The following is a 15,586-nucleotide window of genomic DNA, read 5'->3' as shown; positions in this document are numbered from 1 at the left end:
CCCCGTTGGTCGAGGACAACCTGCTAACGGAATTCCAACTTAATTTCGCCTTTTTCTTCTTTCACCACCATGTAGTAGCTGCCGCCGTCAAACTCTACCGAGAAGGATTCTTCCGTCGAAATCACGGAGCAGTTACGGACACAGTCCCCCGTGCAAGCACCTTTGGTTTCTGCAACCGGCTCATAACAAGATCCCTTTTCCAACTGCAGACGGACATGGAACGAGCCCACGAAATCTTCTTCGTAAACGCGGCTCTTTTCACCGGGGGCAATCGTGTCTTTCACCCATGGCCAATACGAGCCATCGTCGGAAAGAATTCCGAAGCCGACAACATGCCAATCCGTCTTATTTTCCACCTGAAGCCTAGTCGTAGAATCGACGAACAAATGGGTCAGGCAACCCGTGAGCGAGAAGGCACACGCTAAGACCGCGGCAATTACAAATAAATTTCCAAGTCTCTTTTTCATCACTTGCCACCCTCCGTGCTAGCAGGGCTACCGACAGCACCTCCATTCGAAGCGGTATTCGACTTTTCATAGCGGATTCCCTTCGCCTCGATGGTCTTGGTCGCTCCCGACTTATCGGCATTCAGCGGCGTAATTTCGCTGTGTTTCGCAGACTGGTCCATCTTGATGACATTCGTTTCGAGAGGAGCGCTCCTGGCGCCACCACGGTTAAAGAGGAGTCCGTCGACAGTCGCGAGGTTGAACTTGATTTCGGCAACAAAGGTTCCCTTGGTTCCAAACAAGTGTTCGTAGTCGTAGGCCGCATTATAGGCAAAACGCACAAACAGCAAGTCAATGGCACCACCCCAGAGGAAATCTTCGGAGCCGCTATACAAATGCCTACGCAGGCAGGTTGCCTCGAAACCGATCATACGCGACGGATCCGGATAAAACTTAAGCGCCGCGCTATGGAACCCCGCGTCGGGCAGGTCGTAGGAAACTTCCGCATAAAGTTGCTGACCGTAAAGATTCTGTTCCCAGGTCACACGCATCGAATCCACATCGGATTCGTCATCGGCATTATACATCGCCAAAGACACATTCGGCAAGTAAGTCAACGGTCCCGAAGAACGGCCCCCGTATACGGCGCGGCTCTCCAAGTCGAGCGAGAAGCGGAAAAGCCGCCAATCCGTCTTGTAAAAATTCGCCTGCGCACTCGCCTTGCCAAAGCGCAAGTGGGCCCAGCTGTAAAGCAGCGAATCGTTTTCGTGCGGGTAGACCTTGCCTACATGTTCCACATTCTGGTGCTGCATACCCAAAGCCAGCGTCCAGTCCGTTTTGGAATCCGTAAACGAGAAACCCCAAGTCGCAATCGACCGTTGGATAGAAAAATCATTGTACTGCGGGACGAAGAAAAAATCCTCGCCATCCCAACCCGAGCGTTCCAGCCACAAAAGCATTCCCAGATGTTTATCGGGAGCCACCTCGCCCGAGCCGAAAACCGCCGCATGATGCCTAAACGCATAACCATCGTGCTTACCGTATTCACTCTGGAGCGGGGTCTGCGTGCGGAACGGCAAATAGTGGAAACCGATATCCAGGTAACCCCCACGGCCACCGCGCATTATATCGCGAATTTCGGAAAGCTGCTGGTCACGGGCCACCGCGCCCCCCTTTGAGAGATCCGACGGATTAATCGCATCGGCAAACACGAAACCCGAAAGGGCTACACCGAGCAGTAGAATCTTTGACAATAAGCGCATGCGAAAAATGTAGCTAAACTTTTCGTTTGTATATGCTCCCCATGAATGACGCCACCTACAAAAAAGACTACATTTATTTCGTATGAATAAGTTTTTTGTAACATTTATCATGTTCATGACCGGGGCGGCATTGGCGGACCGACTCGTCGTCGATACGACCATGGCCGCAGCCGAAAAAAGCGAACACATGAAATATGAAGACCGAGGTTCATTCGGCCCTTACGTGGAATTCGGCAACATCAAGATGAAAAATGTCACCTACGACTACAAAATCCACGGTCTGGATTACGACATTTCGATAGACAATTCCTACATCTACGGTGCATCGGGCAGCCTTCCGCTCACCGAATGGTTCGACATCTACCTAATGGCCGGTTACCAGTACCTGGGCATCAGCCACCATCCACGCAACCGCGACGAGGTCACAGCCGACATCGAAGCCCTCAAGGAAGATCTCATCGAAGCCCCCTATGGCAGTTCCGATGTCGACGGACGCCACCAGATCCACACGGCGCTTTTCCAGCTGGGATTTGACCTTGCGCTTCCGCTCGTCATGAGCTACAACCATCAGTTTATGCTCAAGCTCTACGCCTTCGGCGGAGCCCTGTTCGGCAAGACCTTCTTTGCCGACGATACGCAGTTCCTGTCTCCGGTGCTTTACGGCTACGCCTACGGTGCAGGCATCCGCACGGCACTTCACGGGATCTTCCTTTCGGCAGGGTTCCGCAACAGCCACGAATACTTCCACACCTACTTTGAGCGAAAAACCGGTGACAACAAGGACGATGACGAATTCATGCTGGACTTCGACACTTACTTCGTGCCTTACGTTTCGCTTGGAATCACGCTGTTCTAGCGCTTAATTTTCAGGCGTTCCCCGACCTTCAGCTTGGTATCGTTCAGTCCATTCCACTTCACGATTTCTTCAATGGTCACGTTATACTGGCGAGCGATGTCCCACAGACCCTCGCCTTTTTTGACGGTGTGAATCTTGAAATCGGCTTCGGGTTCGCCACTCACCTTGAGGCGCTGCCCGACACTAAGATTAGTGGACTGTCCCATATTGTTCAGACTCTGCAACTTGGCAACCGTCGTTCCGAACTTTCGGGAAATGGCACTCAGGTTGTCGCCGGACTGAACCACATAGACAGACACCTTTTCCGGAGAATTCTTGGAAGCCTTCGGAGCCTTGGTGGTTGAAGGTTTTGATTCAGACTTGGCCGTTTTCAGTGTCGCCTTGGAACTACGAACAAATTCAGGAATTTTCAAGGAATCCCCCACGGTCAGGCGGCGAGAAAATCCCTGGTTTTCCTGCATCAGCAGCACGACAGGAACATCGTAGGCCTTGGCGATAGAGGCGAAATTGTCGCCTTCCTGAACCACGTACTTTTCACCCTTCGAAAGTTTCGGACGAGAAACTTCGGCAGCGGGTTTCAGTTCCGGTTTAGAGACAAACAAGGTGTCCCCCGCATTCACAAATGCGGCCGCATCCATAGAATTCCAGGTGCGAAGGCTTTCTTGCGAGATGCCGAACTTACGCGCGACCGAAGCCAGGTTGTCACCTAATTTTACGACATAGGTACGCACCCTTTCCGGTTTCTTACCTACTTTCGATTTCGCCTTCGGAGTCACCTTGATCGGAATCAGCAGAGACTGTCCGGCGCGGATGCGGCTACCCTTCATGTCGTTCGCCTGCTGCAGCTCCGAGACCTTGATGCCGTACTGTCGGGCGATAACGCCGAGGCTTTCGCCCTTGCGGACCTTATGGTGATGCCAGCTCGAGAAGTTATTCTTTTCCATCTTGTCGTAGCCTTCGACAAAGGCGGAGCGCGTTCCCACCGGCAAACGCAACAGGTAGGAATCCCTGTTCGGCGGAGTACACCACTTGACCAGTTCCATGTTCAAGCTGCGGAGCGTATCTTCGCTGACCTTCAAGAGCTTTGCGACTTCTTCGAGCGGAAAGGAATCGAAAACTGTCACCGTATCGAAATCGGGCTGATAGGTTTTCTCGACCGTCATTTCGTACTGTTCCGGATAATGCCCGATGACCATCGCCGCTAGGATTCGCGGCACATAGCGCATGGTTTCCTTCGGAAGTTCCAAGTCCCAGTAGGTAATCGGAAGGGTGGAATCGCGGGTAGTATCTTCCTGCATTTCGCGGACAAGCCTACGCACGCGGCCCTCGCCGCAGTTATAAGCGGCCATCGCCAGCAGCCAATCGTTGAATTCTCCGTGCAGACGGTTCAGATACTTGAGGGCAGCCATCGTCGCCAGCTCCGGATTGCGGCGCATATCCACCCAGTAGTCCACCTCGAGCCCGTAGCGTTTGCCCGTCTCCGGAATAAACTGCCACATACCAGACGCCTTCGCGCGGCTGTACGCTTTCACCTTGAAACCCGATTCGACCAACGCAAGGTAAATCAAGTCGCGTGGCATTTTCGCCGCATCGAGCTGGGCATAAATCAATGAATCGTAAGCGGTCTTTCGATTCAACGAACCTGCCGTAAAGCTACGGGCCGCATTCGTCATGTAAAAAATTTCCTGCAGCACGCGTTCGTTGAACTGCACCGGGAGCGTAAACTGCGACACGTCCAGCGTATCGAGAAAACTTTCAATCACTTGCAGGGCCGCACTATCCGCCGCACTTTCGTCGAGAGCGTCAATTCCCTCGATCGAGACATCATTGCGCAGGTAATTCTCGGCATTTTCACCGAGTTCGGCCACATTCGGGTAAACTTCGTCCAGGGCCAGCACAATACGGATCGGCATCGTGACCCGGTAAAGGGAGTCCTCGTGGTCGCTCACGTTCCTGTAAGTGGAATCGTACTTTTCGGCAACTAGCTGACGCAAGGACTCATCTAGGTAATGCCTTGCCAAAAGCCATTCCTGGTTTTCCATTGCCTGCAAGGCGTACTGGTAATAGGTCCACGACGGGCGTACCGACAGCGAATCCGAGACCTTTTCCTTTAAAGCCCTTTCCGAAAACGAAATCGGTTCCTGTTCCTTCGCCACGGGTTCCACGGCGGGAGAAACCTCGGCCGGCTTGCTCGCACACCCTGCAAGAATCAGGGCAAACAATATCGCTGGAATAAAAAATTTCATTATGGACTAGTTTCCGACAACACGCTCAACGCCAAACCAAATGACACCCGCCAGCACGAACGCGGCCACCATCTGCAAAATAATGATAATCCGGTTTATGCGGTACGCCTTTTGCGTCTTACGGTGCCAGGAAGGCAATTCTTCTTTTTCTTGATCCTGATTCATTATAGGGGAAATATAGTAATTAGTCACCCAAAACTATTAACTATATTATACCACAGCGTATGAAAAAACTTTTTGCCGCATTGCTCCTCCTCTCTATCGCCGCCTCCGCCCAGGTGGGAATTGCGAGGTCAGCGAGCGGCATCCATGCGCCTTCAGCCAAGACTCTTCCGCAAGGCAACCTTTTTATATCGGGCAGTTTCGAAATCGTCAATGACGGACAGGCCCACAGTATAGAAGGCTACTATACCGACAACAAGGGCAACCAAATCGAACTCGATAAAGGTTCTCCTTCCAATGACGAAAACCTATTTGTCGGTTTCGGGATTTTTGACAACCTGGAAATTGGCATCACATTACCTTTCCACTACGAAGGAGATATCCACGAACAAGACCTGAAGGGCCTCGCCCTCGGCGACCTCCAGATTTTGGCCAAGGGGCATATCCCCATCAACGACTGGTTCCATTTCGGCCTGAGCGGCGAAATTTTTGCACCGACCGGTTCAAAGGACAAGGGGTTCCGCCCGAGGCACCGCTGGTATGTCGGACGCGACGGGAAAGCCTATGCCTATACCGCCGGCAGCTGGGCCGTCGAAGGCAACGTGTACTTCACCCTCGATTTTCGGGACTACATCACCTACAACGCCTATGTAGGCATCTTGAAGACCATCGAGGAAAACGAAAACTATATCATCTGGGGAACCGGGTTCAACTTTTTCCCAAACATGATGATAAGTCCCATTTTCGAGGTCTCCGGAGAAGCGCCCCTACACACCACTCACGCCGAAAACAATTTCTTGAGCAGTCCGTTCCGCCTTACCCCCGGACTCCGGATACATCTCCCCTACGAAAGCAACCTGACCATTTCGGGTGACATCGGACTCGGCTACTTTAGAAAGAAGAAAATCGAAGAAGGGCTCCCCGTCACTCTGATGTCCAGCGACGAGCCTATCTACTACACGCAATCGGGTTCCCCGAACCTGACAATCGCCGTTACCTTCAGCAAGACACTTGATTTCAGCTGGGACGACGATGACCAGGACGGTGTCATCGACCGCAAGGACATGTGCCCGAACACCGGAAAAAATCTCAAGGTCAACGAACGCGGATGCCCCGTAGACGAAGACCAGGATGGCGTCCTGAACATCGTCGATGTTTGCCCCGGAACCCCTGTCGGCCTGGTCGTAGACTATAACGGATGCCCACTCGACACAGACCACGACGGAGTTTTTGACTACCTGGACCATTGTTCCAACACCCCGGAAGGCTTCGCCGCGGACACCAACGGCTGCACCCGTGACACCGATGGCGACGGAATCGACGACAACAACGACCACTGTGCCCACACGCCCACACACGAAAGGGTCGGAAGCGACGGATGCCCCCTGGACCAGGACCACGACGGTGTCCCCAACATCCAGGACCAATGCCCCAATACGCCCGAAGGAATTTCGGTTGACCGAGTCGGCTGCCCCCTCGATTTCGACGGAGACGCCATCCCCGACGAACTTGACAAGTGCCCGAACACCATCCTCGGCGAAAAAGTGGACTCGCTCGGATGCCCTATAGACAGCGACATGGACGGTGTTGCCGATTCCAAGGACCTTTGCCCCGAAACCCCGGCCGGAGTCACCGCCAACAAGCAAGGGTGTCGCATCGATCAGGATAACGACGGCGTCTTCGACGAAGACGACAAGTGCCCGGGCACTCCCGAAGGCGCCCCCATCGACAGCTTAGGTTGCCCGCAGGACAACGACATGGACGGAATCGCCGACTGGAACGACATGTGCCCCGGTACCTTCCCGAATGTAGCCGTGAACAACCAGGGTTGCCCCCTGAACGGCAAGCTGAATTTCAACTACATCGCCATGCGCATCCGTTTCAAGGGCGCCGACTCCACCCTGCTCAATTCCAGCTACACGGCTTTGAACGACATCGTCTACATCATGCGAAAGAACCCCATGGTTCTCGAAATCCAATGCAGCGCAAGCGACATTTCGACCGGGGACCCCGACAAGGTTTCCAGTGAGCGCGCCGAGGCCATCTACAATTACCTGGTCCACAAGGGAATCAGCGAAAACCGACTGAAATTCCAGGGGTTCGGAAAGAAACTTCCGCCCACCATGCCGAAAAGGATGGAAAGCAATTACAGCGTGCGACTCATCCCCTCGCCCGAAGCAAAAAATAATACCGAGAAGCAATAGTTTTTTGCTATATTTGCGCATCCAGTACCTATGCGGACATTCCGCGCAACCCCAAAGGATTACCCATGAAAATTGCCGACAAGACCGTTGTCCAGATGCACTACACCCTGACCTCCGACGAAGGCAAGGTCATCGATTCCTCCGAAGGCCGCGAACCGCTGCAGTACATCCAGGGCGCCCACATGATCGTCGTTGGGCTAGAAAAGGCGATGGTCGGCCACGACGTGGGCGACAAGTTCGACGTCAAGGTGATCCCCTCCGAAGGCTACGGCGAATACAACGAAGAAATGACGCAGGAAGTCCCGCTGGACGTTTTCCAGGGTGTCGACAAGGTTGTTGAAGGCATGATGTTCTATGCCCAGACGCCCGCCGGCCCGATGCCCATCCGTGTCAAGTCCGTGAGCGAAAAGTCCGCCGTCATCGACGCAAACCACGAACTCGCCGGCCAGAACCTGAACTTCGCCATCGAAGTGGTTTCTGTGCGCGAAGCCACCGAAGAAGAACTCAATCCGCAAGGTCACCACTGCTGCTGTGGCGGCAAAGGAGACGGCGAAGGATGCTGCGGAGGCAAGGGCGAAGGCGATCACGAATGCAAGTGCGGAGAAGAAGGCCACGAATGCGAATGTGGCGGCGAAGGCCATGAATGCGGTGGCCACGGCCACAAGGAAAACTGCGACGGCAATGGCGGCTGCGGCTGCCCCAACCACGACAAGCACCACGGGAAGTAATTTCTGAAATCTGAATTCGGAATTCAGATTTCAGGGTTCGGAATTAGGATTTAGGAATTCGGGTTCAGGAACTCGGAAGTCGGATTTAGAGCGTAAAACAATTAACGCGTGTAATTTTTCCAATTACACGCGTTTTCTTTTTAAAATTTATCCGGGATCAACCCGTTTTTCAGCGTTTATTCGTACTGCGGGAGCGTCCAGTCCTTCGGCATGACCGGCGTGCTGCTGTCGTCATGCTTGTAGGTGAAACCCTTCTGCGGATCAAAGCCTTCAACGGCGCCCTTCACGGACTTGGCGCATTTCGACGGAGATTGGCAACTGGAATTCTTCAAAAAGAGAATGTCTCCGTAGATATCCCACTTTCCGGAACGGACATCCTCGGAGTTCTTGCCCTTCGTCGCATCGAGAGCGTACTCTCCCGACGTCTTGAGTTTCAAGGTCCAGTCAACGCCATCCGCATCGGCAACCCATTCCTTCGCGATGCTGTCACGATCCACCTCGTCGAACTTGAAAGTCGTCTTTTCGCACTTGATTTCCGCGCCGGTATCCATCGACAAGTTAAAGTCGCTACTCACCTGGCCAGAAACCAGCGAATAGGCGGACTTATTAAAGAACACGGGCGTCATCAGCAAGTGGCTGCGCTGGATATCGTAGAAACCGGCCGACCAGAAGGAAGAGTCCCCTATCGATTCCTCGACAACATAGCGACCCTTGTAGAAGGAATAGGCCTGCTTTGCATCATCGTTCTTGCAGGAAAGCCTTACGCCCTGCAGCTTGGTTCCATCGGAAAGCCAGTTCGAAGAGGTCTTCACATTGGCCTTTTCGACATCGGCATAATCACCGCCGTTAATGGAATACTGGAGCTTTTCCCCCTTCACGACAAATTCAATCTTGCCACCTTTTTCGAAGAAAGCCGTCAATGAATCAGATACAGCCGTAGCGGTCGCCATGATCGAGCCATTCGACTTTCCATATTCAAGGACACCGTCCTTGAATTCCGAATGGACTGCAATCCACGCTGTATCGGGAATCCAAATAGAAAATACGCCGAGTTTTGCACCCGTCGCAAGGTAAATATCAGACCCGAACATCTTGCCCAGGGCCATATTTTTCTGCAAATCGTCCAGAGTAGCGGCACGGGTTCCTTCGGGAACCTCGCGCTTTTCGGAAGAGGATGATTCCTCCGAAGAAGAGGAGGTCGCCTCGACACTGGAACTGGCGCCCTCTTCGCGTTCAACGTTAGAAGAATTATCGTCGCTGCCACAGGCGGCAAACATCGTCGTCGCAGCCACTGCAGCAGGCCAAATCGCAAGTCCAAAAGATTTTTTCATAAAAACACGTCCTTCAAGACAATTCTTTTTTCACGAATATATACAAAAAGCGTCAAAAAATCAAGAAAAAAGCAAAATCTGTGAGCTAAACGACAGATTTTCACCCCTTTTCGAGCGGACAGCCGGGATTATACCCCAAATCGCGCATCGATTCGCCGATATCGGGGGCGGCATCGTACAGGAACCCCGCAAGCGCCTGCTGCGCCGTCACGCGACGACCACCGATCCAGCTTTTCAGCACGGCAAGCCTGTTTGCAATCCACCACGGCAAGGGAATCATCCAGTGACGCATTCCTGCCGACTGCAATATCAACCGCGCCATCTGCGCCATGCTCATCACGGTAGAACCGGCTAGCGAATAAGTCTTGCCGCAAGCTTCTTCATTGAGGCCCGCCGCAACAATTCCCTTGACCAGGTCCTCGCTGCAAACAGGACGCTTGAGGCACTTGCCCCCGCCCGGCAAGAAATATACCGGGAAACGTTTCACGTAGGCCGCGAACATGTTGAATTCCACACCGCCACCATCACCGATGACCAGGGTCGGCCGCACGATTGTCCAGCGGAGCCCCGATTCCTTCACCACGGATTCCCCCGCAAGCTTGCTCGCACCGTATTCCGTAAGAACCGGATATGTCACCGAAATGCTCGATACGTAAACCAGTCGGGAAACGCCTGCCTCGCGGGCGGCATGCACCACATTGGCCGTCCCCTGCGCATTGATACGGTCAAACGCACCCTTTTTTGTCGATAGGAGGATGGCGGCAAGGTGATAGACTAAATCCACCCCTTCAAATGCCGCTCGGATCGAATCGTAATCCGAGACATCCCCGTAAAAGACCTCCACCCCTTCGGGTAAAAACCCAGCCTGGGTATCGCCCGGAAGCACCAGGACCCGCACACACACATCGCGGCTCAATAGCTCCCGACAAAGCGCCTTCCCTACGACGCCCGCGCCCCCCGTCACCAAAGCAATCATCGCTAGGCTTCCAGCAAATAGCGGATATCCTGGACCTTGCGAACAAGGGCCTCGTCTTTATCCATCTGCTTGATCAGTGAACGGACGGCGGCGATCACAGAAGAGTAATCGCGGTTAAAAAGCATCCCGATTTTTTCGTGGGAATCCGTCGTCATTTCGCGGCAAAGGTACATTGCCACCTTGCGCGGTAGCGAGACACCTGCATCCTGACGCTTGCTCGCGAGCGCCACCATATCGGTGCCGAACTCAAGCGCCACCACTTCGGCAATTCCCTTGATGGTCAGTTCCTGCATACCGTTCGCACTTGAAGGAGCCACCAGACGCTTGACTGCGCACAAGTCCAGATTTTCCTGGCAGAACTGGTTCATCGCAGAAAGGCCGTTCAACATACCCTCGATCACGCGCACGTTTTCACGACGCGGAATCGAAAGGAACCTGCAAATTTCTTCGCGATCCTTGTCGACAAAAGGAATATTCATCGACTTTTTCTGGATAAGTTTCATGCGGGTCGACAAGTCCGGCTCATCGATACCGACCGCCACGCAAGATTCCAGCGGGGCAAGCAGCTTGGCCGAAATACTCGGAATGGAGGAATGCCCGGCGGGCTTCTTTTCGCCTTCGGCAAGACGGTTGAACTGGGACGGATGCCTGTCGCAAGAAAGCACCACCTGCTTGCCTGCCGCGCGGAGGTGCTTGATCAGGATAGCGAGTCGCTCCTGCGTTCCTACGCCACATTCCAGCAACTGCACGTCATCCAGCAACAGGATATCGCAATTTTCATACTTTTCCTGGAATGCCACGGCGAGTTCGCGGACATTCCCTATCTTATACTTCAGGGCCTTGCTCATGGCCGTCGCGTCACGCAAGAAATCGTAAGCGTGACAATAGACGATACGCGTATGAGCCCTGGACTTCTGAATCTGAGCGGCCACCGCCTGCAACAGGTGCGTCTTTCCGAGCCCCGACTTGCCATAGACAAACAGCGGGTTCAGCGCCGGATCACCCGGATTTTCGGCAACGGACTTGCAAGCCTCGCAAGCGGTAAAGTTGCAATCACCCTCGACAAAGTTTTCGAAAGTGTAACCCGCATACAGCGAAAGCTTGCGGCGAATCACCTTCTTGAGCTGCGGCTTCTGGACCACGCGCGGAACGACCGGGAAAACGGGAGCAGCCTTCGGAGTCAGCGCCTGTTTTTCCGGTTCCACGATACGAATACGGTAACCCACATATTCCGAGCCCAGCACCTGCGCCAGGGCCTTGTTCAAAATGTCGCCGTAATGGGCACGAATCCAGTTTTCACGCAACTCGTCGGGAACGGCGATTTGCACGTATCCGTCAAAAAAGCCTTCGTAATCGGCCGCATCCAAGATGGTGAGGCCAAAATAGTCGTTACATTCCTCGCGAAGGAGGTCAAGCACGCGCTGCCAAACAGGGACTGCCTGGAGACGGGCGGAAGGTTCAACCAAAGAAACAGTGTTTGTCACAATCTACCAATGATCTAAAAAGCAAGGTGAAAGTTAAATAAAGCTCCCCGACAAAAACTCACCTTCTTAAAAAAATCCTCCAAAGTGCCTTTTTTGGCCCGTTTTGACCATTTTTATTTTTATCCCCCGCTGTTCCCAAAACTCTACAAACAAATCACGCCTTTAGTCACTCTCCAATCCATTCTCAACCCCTATGTTTAACACAACTTATCAACAGAAAAATTTTCAACTATCTCTTGACAAAAAATCAAGCAAACTTTTGCTCAAACAAGCACTGTTCTGAACTTCTTACAAAAAAATAATAGGCGAATTTTGACAAAAAACGGCATTTTTTCGTAGAAAATCTTGACAGACAACAATTTAGCGATAGGAATAAAATACACCCAAAAGAAAAAGGGCCTCGAAGAGGCCCCGTCAACAATATATAAACTACGATTACTTGGTTTCGTCCAGCTTCGAATGAAGCGCCTCGAGGCGGCGGTCCAGGAGCTTCTGGATTTCGGGCAAAAGGGAATCCTTGATGCGGTCCAGATACAGGCACTGCAACTGAATCATGCGGTTACGGTGACGGCCGGCGTGCTCCTGGATCCAGTGGCTCACAGCCCCCTGACGGTCCTGAACGCGTTCCTGCAACACCTGCTTGATGTAGGTCGTCTGCACCGACATGTATCGCTGCATATTGAACGGCAGCTTGTAGGTGCGAATGAACTGCTTCAGGTATTCCAGCAGGGAAAGGTTCTGGCAACGGCGATCCTGGATAAAGTCGCGCAATTCATCAATATGGCTTTCAAAAAAAGGCAGAATGGCTTTATCGTCTATCTGATAAAGTTCCAGTTCATCCTGTTTTTTGGTCGCTTCGTCAACAGCCATATCACAAATTTATGAAAAAATTTCTAATTTTTAAGGTTTTTTCTTAAGAAAAAAGAAAAAATTAGCATTTTTTGACATATCGCCTGCAGATTCAGAAAGGAAGATCCAACCTTCCGTCCCCGGGTGGAGCGTATCGGTATCGCCGCCCTTAAAATCCTTCATCGACAGCACTTCGCAAGAAAACTGCCCCGCCGGAGTCATCAGTTCCAGAGAATCGTCCAAGGAAAAACGGTTCTTGACATTCACGCGGCACGCACGGGTCGCCTCGTCGTAAGAAAGGACCTGCGCGACAACGCAACCACCCGCAGCATCTTCGTGCGTCGACTCGTAATTCTGCGGAAGCGGGCCTTTCATAAAGCCGGTCATAAAGCCGCGGCCATCCACGAACGAAATCGCCCTGCGGGCTTCGGCCGAAACCTCGAACGGCTTTCCCGCCTCGGCCTGTTCGGCGCAGGCATCAATCGCCATACGGTAAGCGCGCACGACCTGACTCAAGTAGTATACCGACTTTGTACGTCCTTCTATCTTAAAGGAATCGAGTCCGGCCATCATCAAGTCCGGGATGACGTCCATGGCGCAAAGGTCGCGACTACTCATAAAATAGGTACCCCAGGCATCTTCATCCAAGGCGATGGGGTCCAGTTCCGGGCGGTCCGTGCGTTGCAAGGTGAACGAACCTTCGTGTTCGCGATAATTTTCGCACTGCGGTTCCGGATTGGCGTACAGGCGATAAGGCATTCGGCAGCTGTTGTCGCAGGCCCCCTGGTTCGCATCGCGACGGGTCACCCAGTTACTCAGCATGCAGCGCCCCGACATCGACATACACACGGCACCGTGCACAAAAACTTCAAGTTCCAGGTTCGGGCAACGTTCCTTGATTTCCACCACCTCGGACAGGCGGAGTTCGCGACTCAGGATAATGCGACGCACTCCGAGATCCTGCCAGAACATCGCCGCCAAATAATTGGTCGTATTCGCCTGTACCGACAGGTGAATTTCGACTTCGGGACGCACCTTGCGCAACCACCCCACAAAACCGGGATCGGCCACGATCAACGCATCGGGGCCCAGGTCGATTGCCGCAAGCAAAGCCTTCTGAAACGCCTCGACCTTGACGTTACGCGGAATCACGTTACTCGTCAGGTAGAACTTTTTCCCGAGACGGTGGGCGTATTCGATACCCTCGGCCAGATCATCCAAGTTCTTGAAACCGTTTTCGCGGGCACGGAGCGAAAAGGCGGGCTGCCCCGCATACACGGCATCGGCACCGTAGGCAAAGGCATACTTCATTCGGGTCAGGTCACCCGCAGGAGCTAATAACTCAGGACGTTTCATAAGTTTCCAACAGCGTCACCCTGGATTCCGTCGCTGCGCTCCAGAATGACTGTTCCTTTTGCGTCTTCCTGGAACCACGAAGTGGTGACGGGATCCATAAGCAACATTAAACTACCACTTGAATCCAGTTCTCAAATAAACCTTTTCATCGTTAAACAAGGTAATCTCGCCCAGGAAGAACACGTATTGACCTTCGTAGCTGAGCGACGGCGTAAGCGAGTATTCCATCTTCGCGCCACGCAAGAAATGCTTAGGAAGCTTCATGTGGTCCCGGTTCGGAGTCGTGTCGTTCACGGCGCTGCCGAAATCCGTTCCCTTCCAGAACCAGCTGTTGCGAAGCGAGGCGAAAATACGGTGGTCTAACCTTCCGTAGGCCGTAAAGTCAACCCTCTGGCTATTGGGACCGTTCTGATTACCGATCGGGCGACCGAGATGTTCCATCTGCGCCGTATACTTCTTGAAATGCGAATAGACATACGGTTCGATGCGTGCATATTCCGCAATGAACCCCGATTCCAGCAGATGGGTATTAATCTTAAAATCATGGGCTCCATGCATACCGGCCATCCAAGCCCACTTGGCTTCGATGTTGTCGTTTTTCACGAGGCTCACCGGACTTTCCATGTCGTCCAGGAAAAATTCGCTATAGACGCGGAGCGAACGGAACAGGCGGTAGTTGAAATCAAACGAAAGCGATCCGTTATTGGAACTTTCGGAATAGTTTCCCTTTTCCATGAACAGGGGGACCACCGGAACAAAAAGCCATGGTTTCAGGTTGTCATACTGAATCTGAAGTTCGCTAATGCCGAAAGTGGCATTGCCCACAGCCAGTTCGTAGCGGTGGCCAAAAATGTTGCGGGTTTCGTCCTTGTTCTTGTCGCTCATGCTCGAATAGATGCGCAAGTCCCCGTAGAAAGACATCACACGCAAGGGGCCAAGCTTCATGTCAAGTGAAAGCATGTTGTACGGGAGCGCAAACTGGTTCAGGCTCAAGTTGTTATAGTAGCCCGGGCCCCAATGCATCACGTCGCGACCAAAGTCAATTCGCGCCCAGTCGTAGTTCAAGGCAATATGGGCGCGGTAGCGAGCATAGCTCGTATATTCGATACCCGAATTGTTTTCTTCCTTCTGGACTTCCAGAAATTCCCCATCGAAAGATTTCGGATACTTCGCCGAATGGCCTTCGTCATAAATTCGGGCGTCCAGGACGAAGTCGACGGAATCTGCATAGCCGCGCAGGTAAATGCCCCCGTCAATTCCTGGCCAAATCGTATCATTCAGCGCCTCGCCACCACGATAGTCGATACCGCCCACCAGCGACATCGCCAAAGCCATGCGCGGCACGTTGAGATTCTTGAGTTCGGCATTGCACACAGAATCCTGCGACGTACAGGAATCACGATATCCCGAGACAGAAGCTCCGTGTTCGCTATCGTAATAAAGCAGGGCCTTTCCCTCGGATTTCACGAAATTCTTGCGAAAAGTCGTATCACGCTGCGGATAGGCAAAGAACTGACGGCCCTCCCCCGTCGTTACCCGGTGCAGTTCGAACAGCATCGGAGAATTTTCCAGAAGCCGCAAGTTGCGCACGTTTTCGGGGCCGACCACCGGCGAGGCAGCAAGAGACTGGACCGCGGCGAAAGCCAACATCAACGAAACAAGGGATAAGTTTTTTTTCTTCATAAA

Annotated in this window: 13 protein-coding genes; 3 read left to right on the top strand and 10 right to left on the bottom strand. The window is 52.9% G+C overall.

All coding sequences use genetic code 11. From position 1 onward, the window contains the following. Window positions 1-23: 23 nt before the first annotated feature. A complete protein-coding gene (locus tag Q0P86_RS00110; protein WP_295036580.1) occupies window positions 24-467 on the bottom strand; it encodes a hypothetical protein in 444 nt (147 codons plus the stop codon). After that, the gene (locus Q0P86_RS00105) at window positions 467-1,708 is read right to left on the bottom strand and encodes a hypothetical protein (RefSeq protein WP_295036579.1); all 1,242 of its coding nucleotides are present in this window, start codon (window positions 1,706-1,708) and stop codon (window positions 467-469) included. Before Q0P86_RS00105 ends, Q0P86_RS00110 begins: the two co-directional genes overlap by 1 nt. Before the next feature lie 82 nt (window positions 1,709-1,790). Between Q0P86_RS00105 and Q0P86_RS00100 the strand changes: the two genes are divergently transcribed. Beyond that, window positions 1,791-2,564 (top strand): hypothetical protein, encoded by a 774-nt coding sequence (locus Q0P86_RS00100; RefSeq protein ID WP_295036578.1) that lies wholly within the window; start codon window positions 1,791-1,793, stop codon window positions 2,562-2,564. On the opposite strand, the gene Q0P86_RS00095 is transcribed toward Q0P86_RS00100, so the two are convergent. Then, window positions 2,561-4,810, bottom strand: coding sequence for a LysM peptidoglycan-binding domain-containing protein (locus tag Q0P86_RS00095; RefSeq protein WP_295036576.1), 2,250 nt, complete (start codon window positions 4,808-4,810; stop codon window positions 2,561-2,563). The genes Q0P86_RS00100 and Q0P86_RS00095 overlap by 4 nt on opposite strands. A 6-nt stretch (window positions 4,811-4,816) precedes the next feature. Continuing rightward, on the bottom strand, window positions 4,817-4,975 hold the full coding sequence (locus Q0P86_RS00090) for a hypothetical protein (RefSeq protein WP_290991142.1): 159 nt from the start codon (window positions 4,973-4,975) through the stop codon (window positions 4,817-4,819). Between the two features lie 59 nt (window positions 4,976-5,034). Between Q0P86_RS00090 and Q0P86_RS00085 the strand changes: the two genes are divergently transcribed. Both Q0P86_RS00085 and Q0P86_RS00080 read left to right on the top strand, forming a co-directional pair. After that, window positions 5,035-7,176 (top strand): thrombospondin type 3 repeat-containing protein, encoded by a 2,142-nt coding sequence (locus tag Q0P86_RS00085; RefSeq protein WP_295036574.1) that lies wholly within the window; start codon window positions 5,035-5,037, stop codon window positions 7,174-7,176. Window positions 7,177-7,241: 65 nt separating this feature from the next. After that, window positions 7,242-7,904, top strand: coding sequence for a peptidylprolyl isomerase (locus tag Q0P86_RS00080; protein WP_072978899.1), 663 nt, complete (start codon window positions 7,242-7,244; stop codon window positions 7,902-7,904). 176 nt (window positions 7,905-8,080) lie between these two features. Here Q0P86_RS00080 and Q0P86_RS00075 read toward each other — a convergent pair whose 3' ends face one another. The 6 genes from Q0P86_RS00075 to Q0P86_RS00050 form a co-directional block, all read right to left on the bottom strand. Then, window positions 8,081-9,235 (bottom strand): hypothetical protein, encoded by a 1,155-nt coding sequence (locus Q0P86_RS00075; RefSeq protein ID WP_294111816.1) that lies wholly within the window; start codon window positions 9,233-9,235, stop codon window positions 8,081-8,083. Between the two features lie 100 nt (window positions 9,236-9,335). After that, window positions 9,336-10,211 carry an NAD(P)H-binding protein gene (locus Q0P86_RS00070; protein WP_295036572.1) on the bottom strand — a complete coding sequence of 292 codons (876 nt, stop codon included), beginning with the start codon at window positions 10,209-10,211 and terminating at the stop codon, window positions 9,336-9,338. Window positions 10,212-10,213: 2 nt separating this feature from the next. Beyond that, window positions 10,214-11,695, bottom strand: coding sequence for a DnaA/Hda family protein (locus Q0P86_RS00065; protein ID WP_294111812.1), 1,482 nt, complete (start codon window positions 11,693-11,695; stop codon window positions 10,214-10,216). Window positions 11,696-12,130: 435 nt separating this feature from the next. Further along, window positions 12,131-12,565: a hypothetical protein gene (locus Q0P86_RS00060; protein ID WP_295036569.1), complete on the bottom strand. Its 435-nt coding sequence runs from the start codon at window positions 12,563-12,565 to the stop codon at window positions 12,131-12,133. 30 nt (window positions 12,566-12,595) lie between these two features. Beyond that, window positions 12,596-13,900, bottom strand: coding sequence for a U32 family peptidase C-terminal domain-containing protein (locus Q0P86_RS00055; protein ID WP_294111810.1), 1,305 nt, complete (start codon window positions 13,898-13,900; stop codon window positions 12,596-12,598). A 111-nt stretch (window positions 13,901-14,011) separates the two neighbouring features. Then, a complete protein-coding gene (locus tag Q0P86_RS00050; RefSeq protein ID WP_295036566.1) occupies window positions 14,012-15,583 on the bottom strand; it encodes a hypothetical protein in 1,572 nt (523 codons plus the stop codon). Window positions 15,584-15,586: the final 3 nt, after the last annotated feature.

The organism is uncultured Fibrobacter sp. (genome assembly GCF_946062555.1).
In the GTDB taxonomy this organism is placed as follows: domain Bacteria; phylum Fibrobacterota; class Fibrobacteria; order Fibrobacterales; family Fibrobacteraceae; genus Fibrobacter.
Note: the sequence above shows the minus strand (reverse complement) of the source record. Positions and strands in the feature narration are given on the sequence as shown.